The 16,693-nt window shown below is 72.2% G+C and carries 13 protein-coding genes; all 13 read right to left on the reverse strand.

The genetic code is table 11. From position 1 onward, the window contains the following. Window positions 1–35: 35 nt before the first annotated feature. From IE321_RS12740 to IE321_RS12800, 13 genes are read right to left on the reverse strand one after another with little or no spacing between them, the layout of a single operon-like run. On the reverse strand, window positions 36–626 hold the full coding sequence (locus tag IE321_RS12740) for a hypothetical protein (protein WP_190222930.1): 591 nt from the start codon (window positions 624–626) through the stop codon (window positions 36–38). Next, complete coding sequence (locus IE321_RS12745; protein WP_190222931.1) at window positions 619–4,899, reverse strand: LamG domain-containing protein; 4,281 nt, start codon at window positions 4,897–4,899, stop codon at window positions 619–621. Before IE321_RS12745 ends, IE321_RS12740 begins: the two co-directional genes overlap by 8 nt. After that, the gene (locus IE321_RS12750; protein WP_190222932.1) at window positions 4,896–6,221 is read right to left on the reverse strand and encodes a baseplate J/gp47 family protein; all 1,326 of its coding nucleotides are present in this window, start codon (window positions 6,219–6,221) and stop codon (window positions 4,896–4,898) included. The genes IE321_RS12745 and IE321_RS12750 overlap by 4 nt, the downstream gene beginning before the upstream one ends. Further along, the gene (locus IE321_RS12755) at window positions 6,218–6,922 is read right to left on the reverse strand and encodes a hypothetical protein (protein WP_190222933.1); all 705 of its coding nucleotides are present in this window, start codon (window positions 6,920–6,922) and stop codon (window positions 6,218–6,220) included. Before IE321_RS12755 ends, IE321_RS12750 begins: the two co-directional genes overlap by 4 nt. Further along, window positions 6,922–7,296 carry a hypothetical protein gene (locus IE321_RS12760; RefSeq protein WP_043221745.1) on the reverse strand — a complete coding sequence of 125 codons (375 nt, stop codon included), beginning with the start codon at window positions 7,294–7,296 and terminating at the stop codon, window positions 6,922–6,924. The genes IE321_RS12755 and IE321_RS12760 overlap by 1 nt, the downstream gene beginning before the upstream one ends. Next, a complete protein-coding gene (locus IE321_RS12765; protein WP_190222934.1) occupies window positions 7,296–9,041 on the reverse strand; it encodes a hypothetical protein in 1,746 nt (581 codons plus the stop codon). The genes IE321_RS12760 and IE321_RS12765 overlap by 1 nt, the downstream gene beginning before the upstream one ends. Continuing rightward, window positions 9,032–9,457, reverse strand: coding sequence for a hypothetical protein (locus IE321_RS12770; protein ID WP_043221748.1), 426 nt, complete (start codon window positions 9,455–9,457; stop codon window positions 9,032–9,034). Before IE321_RS12770 ends, IE321_RS12765 begins: the two co-directional genes overlap by 10 nt. Further along, window positions 9,454–9,951, reverse strand: coding sequence for a hypothetical protein (locus IE321_RS12775; RefSeq protein WP_229916383.1), 498 nt, complete (start codon window positions 9,949–9,951; stop codon window positions 9,454–9,456). The genes IE321_RS12770 and IE321_RS12775 overlap by 4 nt, the downstream gene beginning before the upstream one ends. 34 nt (window positions 9,952–9,985) lie before the next feature. Next, entirely contained in the window at window positions 9,986–14,473 is a 4,488-nt protein-coding gene (locus tag IE321_RS12780) for an AHH domain-containing protein (protein ID WP_190222935.1), read from the reverse strand. Continuing rightward, a complete protein-coding gene (locus tag IE321_RS12785; protein ID WP_043221751.1) occupies window positions 14,470–14,673 on the reverse strand; it encodes a hypothetical protein in 204 nt (67 codons plus the stop codon). Before IE321_RS12785 ends, IE321_RS12780 begins: the two co-directional genes overlap by 4 nt. Before the next feature lie 22 nt (window positions 14,674–14,695). Next, on the reverse strand, window positions 14,696–14,893 hold the full coding sequence (locus IE321_RS12790) for a hypothetical protein (RefSeq protein WP_190222936.1): 198 nt from the start codon (window positions 14,891–14,893) through the stop codon (window positions 14,696–14,698). A gap of 19 nt (window positions 14,894–14,912) precedes the next feature. Further along, a complete protein-coding gene (locus tag IE321_RS12795) occupies window positions 14,913–15,308 on the reverse strand; it encodes a hypothetical protein (RefSeq protein ID WP_043221754.1) in 396 nt (131 codons plus the stop codon). A gap of 11 nt (window positions 15,309–15,319) precedes the next feature. Next, window positions 15,320–16,636 carry a hypothetical protein gene (locus tag IE321_RS12800; RefSeq protein ID WP_190222937.1) on the reverse strand — a complete coding sequence of 439 codons (1,317 nt, stop codon included), beginning with the start codon at window positions 16,634–16,636 and terminating at the stop codon, window positions 15,320–15,322. Window positions 16,637–16,693: the final 57 nt, after the last annotated feature.

Raw genomic sequence — 16,693 nt, forward strand, 5'->3', positions numbered from 1 at the left:
CCTCTCCCGGTGTGTCGAACGGGGCACCGGACGGGTCACTCGTAGACGAACTGGACGCAGAACACCTTGACCGGTTTGTTCGGTTCCGCGCTCGTCAGGTCGACCGTCAGGAAGTAGCGGAACGATTCGTTCGCGATCCTCACCTCTTCCGTCGGCTCGGCGGCGACGTCCAGCTTCGTGGAACTGAGGAGGATCTTGGCCCCGCCCCCGGTGTTGTCCGTCTTCCGGGCCTTGAGCGCGACCGTCAGCGTGGCGGAGGCGGACTGGTTCGCCCCGGTCATGAGCAGGGAGCGCACGAGGACGCCGTCCGGCAGCGCGATGTTCATGATGCCGTGGGCCTCGGTCGCGTTCGTCGCCTTCTCGACCATGTCGACAGCCTGCGACCAGGGCTGCAGCTCGGCTCCGGACTCGCTGTAGCGGAACAGGGTGGGAACGAGCGTGAGGTGCTTCGCCGCCGTCCCCAGCACGCCGAGGATCGGGTTGATCTGGTTGTCGGCGAGCCCCGCGAACTCGTCCTCCAGCTGGTGGAACCGGCTGTTGAGGCCGTCCGCTCCCCCCGCCTGGACGCGGTCCTGGTTGTCGATCCAGTCCTTGTGGCTGAACTGGGGGTCGTAGGGCTTAATCATGGCTGCCGTCCTTGCGTAGCCGGATGAAGGGGGACGAGAAGGGATCGGCGACGTGGTAGGTCGGGAAGGTGTACCGGCTCGGCCGGTCCGGTCCCTCAGGGTCGAGGCCGGCCAGGGCCCGCAGGCGGTCGGTGCGGCACTCCACGCCGAGGGGGTGGAACCAGTTGAGGACGTTGAGGATCAGGTCGTACTGCTCCTTGGTGACGGCCGCGCCGGGCTTCGACTCCAGCGTGTCCTTGAGCCGGACCTCGCACTGGTAGGGCCGCAGCCCTTCGGCGGGGAGGTGGCCGGCCCGGATCGTGACCCGGCCCGCCGCGCGGCCGGCGACCGTGCACACCGGGGCGTCCGGGGTCACCGGTTCGGCGGCGCCGTGGCCGTGCCCCACGGACGACCAGGTGAGCACCTCGCCCACGCCGGTGCCCAGCGGGAGTTCGGCGTCGAGCCTCGGGGGGCCGGGCGGGGTCGCGCGGAGGGGCGCGGGGTCGGCGAGGAGCACGGTGCCGCCGTGGCGCGGGGCCATGACCAGGCACGGCGGGTAGGGGGCGCCGGCGGGGCTCGCGGCGAGGGCGGTGCCGCCCCGGCCGGGGCTGAACACCTGCGGGAGGCGGGTGTCGGAGGCGACGTCGACGAGGTGCACCCGACCGGTCGCCGCGGGCGTGTCGCCTTCCGTCGCCACGTACAGCAGCCCGCCGTCGCCGCTGAGGCCGAGCGCCACCGGGGTCGCGCCGGCGGGGAATCCGCCGATGGTCCTCTCCGGGTTCCCGGCCGGCGGCCGGTAGACCCGGAGGACCGCGGCGGCGCCCGGACCCGGTGCGGGGCAGATCACGTACAGCTTCTTCCCGTCCGGGGAGAGGGCGGCGCAGCGGGCCGTCGGGTCGCGGGTGTCGACGTTCTCGCGCAGGGCCAGCGTCGCGCGTTCCACGCGGCACCAGTGGCCGTCGTCGAGGACGGCGTACAGGGAGGGGCCGGCGGCGGCGACCACGAGGGCCTTCGGCACGGCGGGCAGGGGCAGGGGGGTCGCGGCGGCACCGGTCGTGAGGGAGAAGGCGCGCAGGGTCTTGTCGCCGCAGCCGACGTAGAGCCTCTCGGTGTCCGTCGCCAGGGCCGTCGGGAACGGGCAGGCGATCTCCGCGGGAGTGGCGGCGGGTGCCAGGGTCGACGGGTCGAGGACCTCGACGCGGCCGATCCGCTCGTGGGCCACGAAGAGGTGTCCGCCGCCGAAGGCCAGGGCTCCGGGGAAGGGCTTCACCCTGCGGGAGGTGTCCGGACGGATCCGGGGAGCGGGGCGCCCGTCCTCCGCCCCGAGGGCGAAGGAGGTGACCCGGTGGCTGCCCGGCTCGGCGAGGAAGACCCGTGAGCCGTCGGCGGCGAAGCAGGCCGCGGTGGGGTCGGCCGAGGGGGTGACCTCGACCTGGACGGACCGGCCTACGTCCACTTCCGCGGGGCCCTGGTCCCTGACCTCCACGCCGAGTTGCTCGCCGGGGGCGACGGCGACGCGCACGGTCCGTGGGCCGTTCGGGTCGGTGGGCGGCGGCGCGTCGATCCGGATGTGGTCGAAGCCCGCGGCGAAGGCCCGCGCGGCGAGGGCCGGGGCGGTCAGCACGGTGTGGCGCAGGCGCAGGGCCCGGCCCTGGTGGTGGAGGGCGGCGTCGGGGTCGGGTTCCGAGCGGCCGTCCGGGGGCGGTGCGTCCTCGGGCTCCGGGACGTACGACCGGAGGACGTCGAGCGTGCCGGCCGTGTCCGCGAGGAGGTCGAGCAGCCGGTCGAGGGCGTCGGCGGTGACGCGTTGCGTCAGGCGGTCCTCGAGTTCGGGGCCGTACGCGACGGGGCTCGGGGGGTCGGTCAGGTCGTCGGTGCGGACGCGCATCGCGTCCGGGGCGAAGTCGTCGGTGGGCGTGCCCGCCGCGGCCTTCTCGGCGGCGCCGCGGAGGCCGGTGCCGCTGACGCTCTGGCCGGCGGTGAGGGAGTCCTCGGACAGGCCGATCCGGATCCGCCGGGTGCCGCTGCCGACGTGGCCGCGGCGGACGACCTCGACCCGGACGGAGACGTCCCCGGCCGCGCGGGCGTGCAGGACGCCCGGCTCGCGGGGCCGGAGGAGGGCGTCGCCGGCGCCGGAGCGGAGGACGGACCAGCGGATCTCGGCGTCGGCGAAGCGGGACGGGTCGGGTTCCACGCCCAGGACGAGCGCGTCTCCCTCCGTGACGTGCAGCGGGCCCGGGGAATCGTCGCTGGTGGCCGGGACGACGCGGAAGGCCTCGCCGCGCGGCTGAGCGGCGTGGACGTGACCGTCCCTGGTGTGGTGGACCCAGCCGAAGCCGGCCGCGTGGGCGAGTGCTCCGAGCCGTGCGGGGCCGACGGACGGCGGGGCGGCCAGGAGCAGGGCGCGTCCGACTCCGTGCAGGCCCGGGGACGTGGCGTCGTACGCCTTGAGGACGTGGAGCGCGGCGGAAGGCGCCTCGTCCGGATCCGCCGCGGCGTCGTCGGCGAGTCGGCCGAGGAGGGCGTTCAGGGCGTCGGCGACGCCGAGTTGCATCCGGTGGCTGTCCCCGTCGTCCGCGAAGGTCAGTCCGGGCCGGCCCGGGTGGCTGTACAGCCAGGCGGGGTCGAAGTCGGGTTCGTCGCGGGCGGCCGTGCCGACGGCGGCCTCCTCGGACGTGCCGAACGCGCCGTCGGCGGTGACGGACTGGCTCACCGGGAGGCTCGTCGGCAGGACGCGCAGGGCCAGGCCGCCGGTGGCCGCGGTCCCGCTCGGTTCCCGGACCACGAAGGGCTCGTGGTCCTCCGGGGCGACGGCGATCGCTCCGGCCGCCGCGTTCACCGCGTCCTGGAGCCGGTCGGGGGTGGGGAGGAGCCAGCCGTGGAAGATCCGCAGCCGGCGCCGGTACTGCTCGTCGGCCTCGCCGGTGACCGGGGCGAAGGTGTCGCGGGCCGTGGCGGAGATCCGTACCTCCTCGATCAGTCCCGTGTACTGGGCGATGCCGGTCCCGTCTCCCCCTGCCTCTCTTCCCCGGCCCATCACGAGGTCGGCGGAGCTGGTCAGCGCGCCGAGGGGTGCGGTGGTGACACGGCGCGCCAGCTCCTGCCCGTCGACGTGGAGGAGGACCGTGGAGGTGCCGTCCTCGCGGGCGAGCGCGCCCGCGACGTGGTGGAAGGCGCCGTCGCCGAGGTCGCGGTCGGCGAAGAGGTCGACCTCCGTGGTGCCGTCGGAGACGGAGAAGCGGAGGTTGTGGTCGATGCCGCGGAAGGTGCCCACGGTCAGGGCCCAGCCCTCGTCCCCGGGGGAGTCGAGCGTGGCGCGCTTGGCGACCACCGCTCCGGTGGTGGTGACGGCCCGGTCGGGTCGCACGATCGCTTCGACGGTGAACGCGGCGGTGGCCGGGAGGGCGAAGACCGCGGCGTCGTCGACGCCGATGAAGCTCTCGCCCGGCTCGGAGCCGAAGCCGAAGGCGTGGCCGAACCGGCCCGCCCGACCGCTGTGGGCGCCGGTGTTCCTGCCCTGACGGCCGGGTTCTCCGGGTGCGGCGGCGTCGACGACGCTGTCCACCTCGGCGTCGGGATCGGGGATCCCGTCCTCGTCGGCTTCGGGGAAGTCGTCGAGGTGGAAGAGCGCGACCGTCTCCGCGTCCACCGTGTGGGGCCGGGGCGGGAAGCGGGGTGCTCCCAGGTCGAGGCCCAGGAGGTCGAGGCTGACGCCGTGGGCGGTCTCGGTGTTCCGCTGGGCCGTCACGTCCCTGAGGTGGTCGGCGACGCGCTCGTGTTCGGCGCCGATGACCCACAGGAGCTTGGCCAGGTTCCCGAGGAGGGCCGTGACCTCCCAGGTGACGGCCCCGAAGCCGGGGGCGGGTGCGACGGGTGCGAGGCCCTTGAGCTGCAGTTGGTCGGTGATGTCGGCCGCATGGCCGGGGATCGGGACCGTCACGGCGCGTCCGGCCGGGTGGCCCGCCGGAATGTCCGCGTCCACGTGCTCCACGGGCGCGTTCTCGTGCCGGGTGAAGGAGACCCGGACGGTGAGGGGCTCCGTGACGTCCTGCCGGGGGGCCAGCAGGTAGCGCGGGGAGGCGGGCGGTCTGCCGTAGAGGCTCTCGTAGGCGGCGAAGCCGTAAGACGGGATGGGAAGCGTCGGATCGTCGCCGAGCGCGGTGCCGACGGGAACGTCCATGCGTTCCATGCCCCGGTCGTACGTGGCGGGCAGGGCGTCCCGCATGACGGCGAGGGCGCCGCCCGTCAACGGGTCGGGGAAGCGGGGACGGCCGCCGGGCCGGACCGTGCTCATGCGACCACGACCTGGAGGTCGGCCATGGAGGTCTCCACGGAGAAGCGGGCGATCTCGTCGGGAGCGAGGTCCAGGTTCTCGCCCACGGACAGTTCCCGCGCGCCGCCGTAGACGCCGCCCCCGTAGGAGGTCTGCCCGAAGGCGGGGGCGAAGCGGCGCAGCCGCAGGTTGCGCACGTCCACCACGCCCGCCACGGTGCGGGAGCTGAGGACGATGTCGGAGTGGAGCACGCCGTGGCCGAGCCGCAGCCGGTTGACGGAGGCCCGCACGGCGTCGAGGATCGCGCCCTTGACGGCCTCCTCGTCGTGGCCGGCCTCGACGACGAGGGTGGCGCGCATCCCGACGTCGACCTGGTTGGCCGCGAGGACGTCGGGGAAGATCGACACCGGCCGCCACTGGCGTACGACCGCGAGGACCTCGTCGTACACGCCGGAGACGAGCGCCTCACCGCTGTTCCAGGGCCAGCCGGGCTCGGCGGCGACGACGATGTCGAAGAAGTAGGGGGAGCCGGTCTGGCGGTCCCTGGAGAAGGCGCGGCTCCCGTAGCGGAAGGTGCCGAAGGTGCGACGGGTGGCCTCCACCCCGCCGAGCGGGTCGAAGACCGCCGCGTCCCGGACGCCGTTCACGTCGAGCACCTGGGCGAGCAGGGCCTCCTGGGTCCACACGGTGCGGGGGACGCCGAGCAGGCGGGCCCGGTACACGGCGTCGGATTCGCCGATGTCGCCGTCGTGGAAGGACTGTTGCGCGACCGCCTGGACCTCGGCGGCGCCGAGGTCGAGGTTGTACCGGGCCCATTCGGGGTCGAGTCGCAGCCTGGTGCCGGCGGCGATGTTCCCGGTCTCGCCCCGCGTGACGGCCTCGGCCTCGACGGTGGTGCTCCGCCGCTCCGTGGACAGCAGGGCGGTCCGCGTGCTCCGGAAGGCGAGGACGGGCGTGTCGGCCGCGGGCTCGGTCAGGAGGACGGTGCCCTGCGGGAGGGCGTACCGCCGGTCGTCCTCCTCGTTCGCGAGGGTGAGGAAGACGGGACCCCGGGCGCGCAGTTCGCGGCGGCGCAGGCCGAGGTCGCGGCCGAGCAGGGCCAGGCTGGGGCCCTGGGCGGTGGTGACGAAGGTGCCGTAGTACTGGGATTCGAGGGCCCGCCACAGTTCGTGGGTGTCGAAGGCGGCGGCGTCCAGGACCTTGCGCAGGGCGCTGCCCGAGGTGAGGTCGACGTCGTCGCCGAACATGGCTCGCGCGCGGGTCTGCTGGTCGGCGATGATCCGGTCGATGCCTTTGACGACGAATCCGTCCTCGGTGACGCCGAACCGTTCCTCGGAGGTCATGGGGTCCCCCTTGCTCGGAGGGTGACTGTGGTGTTCGCGACGGTGTCGACGATGGCGTAGACCGTGTGGACGCGGGCCGCGTGCGCGGCGGCGACCTCCTTGCGGTGGGTCTCCTCGTCGAGTCCCGGCCGCAGCTCCAGATAGCGCGGGTCGTCGTCGAAGACCACCTCCCGCACGTCGGTGACCCGGAGGTCCGAGCCGAGGCAGCGGACGAGTTCCATCGCGAGGAACTGCTTGCGGGTGGGCAGGTCGTGGGCGTAGGTGCCGATGGCCAGGCGGTCGAAGCCGAACCGGGTGTTGAGCCGGTCGCTGCCGGTCTGGGTGGAGACGCCCAGTTCGAGCGCCTCGACCAGGGCGACGGCGCCGAGGGCGACGACGAGGTCGTGGGAGCGTGCGTCGAGGACGAGGTCCCCGTCGTCGAGGGCGAGGCTCCGGCCGAGGCTCGGGGCGCCCGCGCCCGACGCGTCGCCGGACGGGTACGGGCGCGGGGCGGGGGACGGTTCCGATCCGACCGCCGAGGCGCGGAGGGGGATCGGGAGGGACGGGACGGGGGGCGACGGCGGGGATCCGAGGGCGTGGGCGACGTGCCCGCCGTCGGCGTCCCCGGCCCGACCGCCGGGGCGGTCTTCGAACTGCCCCCCGGCGGATGCTCCGACCCGTCCGCCGGCGGGAGGGTCGTCGTGCGGTGCGCGCGGGGTCATCAGAGGGTCTCCAGCACGTTCTGGCCGGGGTCGGACACCGTCCAGCGGCCGGGCCCGGCCCCGCTCGCGGTGACCCCGGAGGCCGTGGCCAGCAGGACCGGGGTGCCTCCGACGGTCAGTTTCCTCGACCACCCGTCGGGCGTCGCCGGGGTGAGGGCGCAGGGCTGGGGCACCCCGGCGGGGGTGGTCGCGGAGCAGGGGGAGAGCATGCCCGGGGCGGGGGTGGTGGGCGAGCCGAACACCAGGCCGTTCTCCTTGCCCGCGAGGACGACGCCCCTGCCCTTGACGGTGACCCTGGGGTCGCCCGCGGCGAGCGTGAGCCTGCCCTGATGGGTGCACTGGATGACCGCGCCCGCGACGAGTACGAGGGACATCAGCTGATCGCCACCTTTCCCTTGCCGATCGTGAGGGTGGCTCCCCCGGACGTGAGGACCACGTCCTGCTGTCCGCCGTCGACGGTGACCTTGCCTTCGGCGTCGATCGTGACGGTGGTCCCCGACTTGTGGGTGAGCCGGAAGACTTCGGCGGGCCCCGCGGTGGGGCGTTCTCCGACGTCCGAGCAGGCCTTCTCGCCGATCGCGATCGTCAGCCCGATCGCCTCGACGACGCGCAGGCCCTCCGCGGTGATCAGGTCGTTGACGCCCTTGCCCGTCGGCTTGGGCGAGCCGCTGACGGTGAGCTCGGTGGGGAGGCAGAGCCACCAGTCGCCGTCCTTGGCCTTGGGGCGCTCCGTCCGGGGGTCGTTGGGCCACAGGAATCCGGTCACCACGGTGTCGTCGGGGTCGTCCCTGACCTGGTTGAGGAGGGCGCGCATGCCCGGGTACACCGGCACCGTCAGGCCGACGCTGTGCCAGGCGAACGGCGACGCGACGGGCTTGTCGTACCGTTCGCCCCGCTCGCCGGTGACCCGCACGTCCACGCTGGGCGACGCCATGGCCTCGTTGGGCCGCTGGCCGACGAGGACGCTCGCGACCCGCTCGTCCGGCTTGGCCCTGTCGACCTCGCCGACGTCGACCGAGGGGTTGGCGGCGGCGCGCTCCTGGGCCTTGCCGGCGATCAGGTCCGCGACCGAGTGGGGGGTCGCCTTCCGGGCGAGTTCGCTGCGCCGGTGGTTGCCGCCCACGGCGCTGAACTCCACGGCGCGGCCGGCGCAGGTGTATCCGTTCCGGGTGGAGAAGGTGTGGGTCAGCTGGAGGACGCGGAAGCCCACGAGCGGCTTGTCGTAGCCCTCCACTCCGGCGGCGACCATCTGTCCGGCCCTCAGGGAGGGGACGCCGAGCACGGTGAAGTCGAAGAGCTCCACGTCCGCGGGGTCGGAGGGGTCGGTGGTGAGGCTCTGTCTGCCGACCGGTTCCAGGTGGTCGGGTTTGAACTCGGCCAGCCGGGCGACCGTCATCGTCTCGTGGGCGACGAGGCACTCCTCGGCGAGCATCATGGCCTTGAGCAGCGCGTCCTTGGGGATGACCGGGAACCTGCTCCGCTTGGGCGGATCGCTCAGCGTGAGCCCGCACTGGACCGCTCCGTCCTGGACGAGGATCTCGTAGCCGAAGTCGGAGGCCATTCCCTTGAGCAGTTCGAAGGAGTTCTTGCCGGTCCTGCTGATCGGCCGGGCGGGGGCTCCGGGTTCCTCGGGTCCCTTCAGCTCGACCTTGGCGCGCTCGGCGATGTACTTCGCCGCCTCGTAGGGCGTCGCCTCGCGCTTCGCGAGGGTGGCTCGGGGCGGATCGCTGCCCGGCTCGGTGTGGTTGAGGAGCTTGTACGCGGCCTCCTCGACCCCCGAGAGACGCATGGCGAGCGGCGGGAACCGGGTGCTCGACTTGATCGTGTCGACCCTGCCGGACAGGGCCACCTCCCGGCTGGAGGGGTCGTCCAGGTAGCCGAGACGGATGTCGACGGGGATTCCGCCGTCGGGGCCCGGCTTCTTGCCGAGCGCCTCGGTCAGCGTCTTGTGCAGGTCGAGCGGCAGGTCCTCGAAGGTGATGTCGAAGCGTGCCGGTTCACCGATCTCGTACCGGACGACGATCTCGGCGTCGGCCAACGCCGTGCCGCTGAGGACGTCGTTCGAGATCTTCTGCCGCAGTTTCGGGAAGTCGACCTGGTACCAGAGGATCACGCCCATCGCCGTGCCACCCCGATCACGATCCGGGAGCCGTAGTGGCCGCTTCCGTTGAGGTTGCCGCGGGCCACCGTCGCCTCGACTAGCTTGACGGCCAGCGGGCCCGCCTCGTGGACGAGGTCCGGCTCGGGCACGAGTTTGCGCAGGAGGAGGACCCGCGGGCCGTCGGGGCCGGGGCCGGTCACCCGGAGCACCAGGTGACCGGGGGGCAGGGGCTGGAGCCCGGGGTCCATCGGCTGCGGGACCCGGCTCCACACGGCCAGGTCGTACAGCGTCTCGGGCGGATCGTCCTCGCCGCCGTCGAAGTTGGCGTACAGCGCGAAGTCGTACGTGGTCTCGCCCACCGGGCACTGGAAGCCCTGGGGCAGTCCCGCGTCGGGCTCGACGGGCAGTCGGTGGAAGAGCGGTTCGTCGGTCACAGCCCACCTCCCAGCTGCCGGGACGGGGAACGCGTCTTGCTCACGGTGGGGATCGCGACGGAGCCGGCGGCGAGCGCCAGGTCCATCGCTTCCCCGAGGATCGCGGTCAGGCTGGAGCGCGGCACCTGTTCGAGGCTGATGGTGACGTCCAGGGCGTCCCGCTTCTGGTTGCTCTGGGTGAAGCGCAGGCTGGTGATCTGCATGTCGAGGCTGACCGTCATCCCGCAGACCACCGGCAGCCCGGCCACCTTCATCAAGGGCGCCGTGGAGCCCGCCAGCGCCCGCGAGGTGAGCGCCATCGCCTCCAGGCCCTTCTTGGACAGCAGCCGGGTCCTGCCGACGAGTACGGCCTCCACGCTGATCGTCCGGGTCGTCGGCGCCACGAGCTGGGCGAGTCGGCTCCCCGCGATCCTGGCCACCTGGTAGCCCTCGCTGAGGGACAGGCTGGTGACCGTGAACAGCGGCACCGCGCCGATCAGGACGGGAACGTTCACACCGGCCGGCATCGTCCGCGCCTCCCTCGCCCGCTCATCTTCCGTGACCTCCTGGCTCGTGCGCCCGCTTCTTCTTCCGTGCCGGCTTCGTCTCCTCCTCGGCCACGTCGTACAGCGGTTCGCCCCGCACGTCCTCGACGGCTTCGAGGGCGACGCGCGTGGGGGGAGGCGGGGGCTCGACACGAAGGCGGGGTTTGCGGCCGCGGCGCTTGCGCGGCTTCGGGTCGAGACTGATACGGGGACCGGCCGCGGGGGGCGGCTCGGGCTCGGGCTGGGTGGCGATCCGCGAACGCACGGCGGGTTCGGGCGGGGGCACGGGCGCGGGGCCGGGTTCGGTGGCGATCCGCAGGCGGGGTTCCGGTTCCGTCGCGGTCGGAGGCGCCGGGTCGGCCTCCGTGTGGGGGGCCGCCTTGGCCTTTGCTGTGGCCGTTGCTTCGGCCTGCGCTTTCGCCTCCGCTTTCGCCCTCGCCTTGGCCTCCGCTTCGCCCTTGACCTTGGTCTTGACCTTGGCTTTCGCCTCCGTCTTGGTCTTGGCCTGGGTCTTGGCCCTCTCCTTGGCCTGGGCCTTGGCTTGGGCCTTGGCTTGAGCCTTGGCCCTCTCCTCGGCCTTGGCCTCCGCCTTGCCGCCCTCACCCTTCACTTGAGCCTGAGACTCCGCCTTGGCCTTGGGCTCGACCTCAGCCTTGGGCTTCACCTCTGGCTCGGGCTTCACCTCTGCCTTCGGCCGCGCCTCGGGCTTGGCCTTCGCGGTCTCAGGAGGACGAGACTTCGGTACGGCCTCGGCTCCCGCCCCCTCCCTCGCGGCCGCCTTCCCGCGCGCCCTCGGGGCCTTCTTCCTGCGCGGTCCTCCCCGTACCCGTTCCAGCAGTTCGAGCTGCTCGGCGTCGGTGAGCCATTCCAGGTTGTGCCGGTACTTGGCGAACCAGTCGGCGTAGCTCTCGTGGGGTTCTCCCGGGACACGGGGCCAGTGCGCCCCGTGGAGGAGCTCCTCCTTGATCCTGGACATCTCGTGGATCACGCCGTCGGGCCCGTTGTGCTTCCTGGCCTCGACCAGTCGTCTCGTCATCTCCTTGTAGTAGTTGTCCGTGTGCAGCACCTGGTGCCGCGTCCCGGCCTGGGGGATGACGTTCGGGTCCATGGAGGTCTCGGGCAGGTAGACGCCGTTGAGGGGGTCGTCCCTGGCGTCGACACCCGCCCATTCGAGGATGTCCCGCAGGGGCTCGGCGCGACGGTCCGTCGCCGCGGTGGCGTGGTGCGCGGCCTCGTCGGGCACGGCGTACTGGCCGATGCCCTCCATGTTCCGCCTGAGCTCCTTCGAGGGCGATCCGGCCTCCCCCGTCCTCGACCTGAGCTCGTCACGGGCGCTCAGGCTCTGGGCCGGTGCCTCGTCGGGCTCGTGGTGCAGGGCCCTGGCCTCCCGGCCGGCCTTCCCCTCCGCCTCCGCCACGATCTCGGCCACCTGGCCTTCGGTCGTGCCCTGGGCCCTGAGCAGGTCCTCGAACTTCTCCAGGTGCTCCATCGCCTTCGCGGGGTCGGTCTCGGCCATCCGCGCGAGCTGCCGCAGGGCGTTCTTCATCGCCTTCTGGTTCTTGACCTCGTTCTTCGGGAACCGCTCGCGCAGCTCCTTGATCCGTCGCACGACCGGGGCCTGTTCGGCGGCCGTCACCTTGACCCGGGGTGGCTTGACCGGTCGGTCCAGCCGGCGCCACGCCCCCTTCTTGCCCTGGTTGAGCTTGTCGACGAGTTCGGCGAACTCCACGGCCTTGCCGTCGGCGAGGTGCTTCGCGCGGATCTTCTCCAGTCGCGCGAGCATCAGGTCGAAGGCCTCCGCGCTTCCGGCGGAGCGGGCGTGCATCTGCCCCACGACGGTGATCCCGTACTGCCGCACGGCGTCCATGCGTCTTCTGTCCCCGGCCAGCATGGCCAGCAGGTCCGCCTTCACCTGCGCCTGGGAGCCGATCCGGTCGAAGCCGATCTGTTCCAGCGTCTTGGCGAACCGCGCGCCCTCGCCTTCCTGGAGCGCCCCGACGACCTTGGCGACCTCGGCGGTCGTGAAGGCGTCCTTCCCGGTCAGCCGGGCGAAGGTCTGTGCCACTTCGGGTGTGAGACCGCCCGACTTCGCGCCCAGCACCCGCAGCGCCTCCGCCCTCGGCTGGAGGTCGGCGAGCACCGGGCCGAGCTGCGGGTGTTCCCTCAGCGACGCCAGGCTGCTCCCCTTGGGCACCTCGACCTCCTGCAGGACGCGCCCGAGGCGTGCGCCGTCCTCCTCTGGCAGCAGGGTCATCAGCTCCGCCACCGCGTGTTCGTCCTTGAGCCCCTTCAGCACGGCGCTGCCGGCGTGGAGCGCCTCGGCGAGGCGGGTGAAACGCGCGGCGATCCGCTCGCCCTCGAACACCTTGAGCACCTTGAGGAAGCGCAGGGCGGCGACGACCTTCTGGATCTTGACCAGTGCCTCGACGGCGGCCTGGATCTCCGAGATCCAGGTGAGCGCCTCGATGATCACGGCCCACTTGATCCTGGTGAGGAGACGATCGCCGACCCCGAAGAGTTCGGCGCCGCGCAGACCGGCGACGAGCACGGGGCCGATCTTCGCGATCAGGGACTTGAGCTGCCTGGTCGACACCGGGTCGCCGAAGAGGGCCGCGTAGCACATGGTCGCGAGCTTCTGGAGTTCCCAGAGTCCCGAAAGGACCTTCTCGGGCTGGGTCAGCATGACCTTGAGGGATTCGAGCGTGCCCAGCACGAAGCCCATCACCGCCCGGACGGCCTCCTCGATCTCGATCGCCGTCCTGAGTCCGGGCAGGGCGGTCCGCTCCCGCTCGGCGTCCTCGCCCGTCCCGGCCTCGCGTCTCATCGAGAGGTGGAGCGCCTCGGCCACGAAGCCGATGAACTCGCGTACCGTCACGTCCTTCTTGTCGCCGAACTTCTGGCCGACCGCGGTGAGCAGGTCCCAGAGGTCGCTTCCCATGTCGGCGAAGAGCTGCGCGTAGAGGCCGGCTTGGACCAAGCGGGCCCGGACGGCCTGGAGCTGGGCCAGGTCGTCCAGCGAGATCATGATCTGGATGATCGCGTGCCGCTGCTCCTCGAACGTCCACGCCTTGACGAGGATCTCCAGGTACTTCGCCCGCGTCTCCTCGTCCACCAGCGCGAACGTCTTCGCGTTCATGTCGGCCAGCTGCGTGGCGGCCTTCTCCAGGCTCGCCTCGTCCCCGGCGAGGCCGGCGTCCACCAGGCGGTCGAGCTCCTGGAAGGCGAGGATCTTCAGCTCCTCGGCGGAAAGCCAGAACGCGTACTCCAGCTTCCTCGTGCGGATCCACTCCCTGGCCGCTGCCTCACTTCCCCAGAGGCCGACGCGCTCCTTGGTCCACAGCATGTTCACGTAGTAGCGGTGACCGTCCGGGGTGGTGACGACGGGCAGGACGCTGAAGCCGGTGAAGCCGGTGACCTCCTCGTCCTCGAGCTTCCAGTGCCTCACCGCTTCGCCGATGGTCTCGTCGTCGACGGCGGGTGTGGTGGCGACGGCCAGGTAGTAGCTCTCCGCCGTGCCGGCTCCGCCTTCCAGGACGGCGTAGGAGCGGGCGCCGAAGAGGTGGTCGCCGAGTTGGGTCGCGTGGAGGAGGCTGCGCGAGCGCGCGTAGCGTGTCGCCTCACCCAACAGGACGAGCCGGGTGGCGCCGATGACCATCACGGCGCGGCCGTCGACCGGACTCGGTCCCTCGACCACTTCGGTGTGCGGGTCCGACACGACGGTGACGCTCGGCTTCCGTCCCGCGCTCACCTTCGCGGCCTCGCGGGCGCGTTCCAGCTCCGGCTCGGCCGCTGCCGCTTCCTCCGAGGCCACCCAGGCGACCAGGGCGGGGCCGGGGGCGCGTGCCTCGGCTTGGGCCTTCGCCTCCGCGGCCGTGGGGACGGTGGTGACGTCCGTGGTGGCGACGGCCTGGGTGGAGGGGTCCGGGGTGGCTTCCGGGGCGGGAGTCGTGTCGGTGGTGGCTGTGGCACCCGTGGCGGGCGTGGCGGGTGTCCCCGGAGTGTGACCCGTGTCGGGCGTCGGCGCGTCGGGTGCCGAGGCCGGCTCCGTACCGTCTCCTCCGCTCGCGTGGGGTCCGTCGGCCCCTGCCGTCCCGCCCCCTCCCCGCGTCTCCCCGTGCTTCTCCCCCTCTTCCTCGCCATGCCCCGCCGCGCCTTCGCCCCCGTCGTCCGTCTCGGCCACGGCCATGGCCATGGCGAAGTCGAGGTGGGAGCGACCGACCTGTGCGGGGGCGGCCGGCGCCCCGGGGGCCGTACTCGCGCCCGCCGCTGACCACCCCAGCCTCGGGGCTGCGATGTCCGCCCTCTGATCGTCCTTCTCGATCGCCTGGGCGACCGCACGGAGGAGCAGGGCCTCCAGCCGTTCCCGGTAGGCCGGCGGTTCGTCGTCCGCGGTGAACGTGACCGAGGCCGGGAGGTGGAGCCGCCGGTGCGCGACGCCGTGGGCCGCCGTCTCCGCGGCGGTGGCCGGTGCGGTCTCGACGGAGGTCTTCACGGCGCCGCCCGCGTGGGCTCCGGTGCCTCGGCCGGGACGATCTCGGGGTATCCCTCCGCCGCGATCCTCGCCCGCGCGAAGCCCAGGCGTGCGATCAGGGCCTGCTCGACCACCTCTCCCAGGCGTTCCAGGGCGGCGGGCGAGGGGGTGCCCGTGATCCTCACGGTGATGGGGAAGTGACAGGTGATGGTGGTGGGCATGGGAGCGCTCCGGGTCGCGCGGTCAGCTGAGGGCCTCGTGCAGGGCCTCGTAGATCCCCGAGACGAGGTCCTGACGGGTCTCCTCCGCGATGTCTCCCGCCAGGACCACCTCGATGGGGAAGTGGAAGTGGAGTTCCGCCCCCGGACCGGAGACCACGACGGGCTCCGGTCCCACGGCCTCGGGCAGCGTGCCCCGCTGCTCGAACTCCTGGTACGACATGGTGTCCTCCGCGCTCCGGTCAGGTGCTGGGCGTGACTTCCAGGCAGACGCAGTTGAAGGTGGTGGTGGGCACGCCGTCGATGACGATCACGCTCGCGGCGGCCGTGATGTAGCACTCGCTGAACAGGATCTGCTGGAACGTCCAGTCGGTGCCGGAGGACTCCTGGAGTCCGACGTTGAAGCTCTCGTGGGCCAGGGCCATCTCGGTGAGCTTGGCGACCGACGGCCCGATCCCCTTCACCGCCATGGAGAAGGTGAACGCCTTCGGCTGGACGACGTGGGCGACGTTGTCGGCCTCCAGTGAGTGCAGCGGCTGCACCGGGCTGTTGAACGTGGGGTTGAAGGAGTCGATGGGGGTGACCGGCGTGGTGCCGACCATCACCGTCAACCGGGTGTCCCACTTGACCTCGGACATCTCATCGCTCCTTAACCCTTGAGGACCAGCTTGACGGCGATCTGGTGGATCACGCCCGCGTAGACGACGGAGACCTCCATGTCGACGTTCCGCGCGCTCCGCCGGTCGCTGATCCGCTGGAGCTCGTCCGGGGTCAGGGTGGCGCGCACGCGTTCCAGGAGCACCAGGAGCGGGATGTGGATGGCGTAGTCCTCGATCACGCCACGGGTCACCAGCGGCGAGAGCACGCTCTGGACGAGCGTGACGATCGTGCGCAGGCCCGGCCGGTCGATGCGGACGTCGCCGACGGCGCGGATCAGCGCGGCCTTGACGCGGAAACCGACGTCGTCGAGGGTCCGGACGACGTCGACGTACTTCTTGCCGCCGGTCGGGCTGGCGGTCAGTCCCTCGCCCACGTACAGGGCGTGGCCGGGGAGCAGCACGGGGCTCGCCACCCAGTTGATCGAGGCGTCGTAGTAGTTCTGGATCTCGGTGGCCGTGAAGAGGTCGGTCATCTCGATGGAGATCGGCTTGAGCAGGAGGGAGATGTGGGGTTCGTGGCCCGCGATGACGCCGGCCACCGCCGCGGCGACGTCGTCCTCCGACTTGTGGGCGATCAGGACCATCCGGTTGTCGTGGATCGCGCCCTTGTTCAGGGCGATCTGCTTCGCCTGCGTCAGCGTCGGGTCCAGCATGGCGACGCCGATGCGCTCGTTGCCGTCTCCCCCGGTGTTGGAGACCTTGGCGACGTGGTCCGCCAGGAGTGCGACCGGGTGGTTGGTGGCCGGCTGCTCGTTCAGCGGCGTGTTGGCCAGCACCACGATCTGTGCCGGGACGTCCTTGGCCGCGGTGAACGCGGTGGTCCAGACGGGCGTGGTGAAGTCCACGGCGAGGCCCCAGACCACGGTCGGCGGCGGGGTCTGCCGGAAGGCCAGCGAGATGGAGGCGGCGAGGTCGCTGAGGCCGAGACCGGCCACGGGGTCGTCCACCGCGTGAGGGTTCTTCAGGTCCTCGTCGAGGGTCCAGATGAACTTGCCGCCGCCCGCGTCGGCCACGGCCGTGATCGTACGGACCTCGGCCGCGTCCTCCTTCCCGATCACGACCTCCGTCCCGACCGGGAACTTCGCCCCGGCCGAGCAGGTCTTGACGGGGGCCTCGACCTTCTCCACCAGTTTCGTCGTCCCCTTCGGGTACGCCTTCACCGCGTCGTCGGGGTACGTGAACGGCCGGGCGGCCGAGGCGGCGCTCCCGATGGCGCCCTTGCCGATGACGAGGATGTCCCCGAAGGCTCTGGTGGCGGGCGCGAACAGGTCGCTCCTCGCTTGGACCGTGACGTAGTTGTACGGCATCGACTGCTCCTCACCGTGTGCCGCCCGGTCTCCGTGGGCCGGGCGCGGCCGGTGCCC

This window comes from Streptomyces hydrogenans, from assembly GCF_014656075.1.
GTDB classification, from domain to species: domain Bacteria; phylum Actinomycetota; class Actinomycetes; order Streptomycetales; family Streptomycetaceae; genus Streptomyces; species Streptomyces hydrogenans.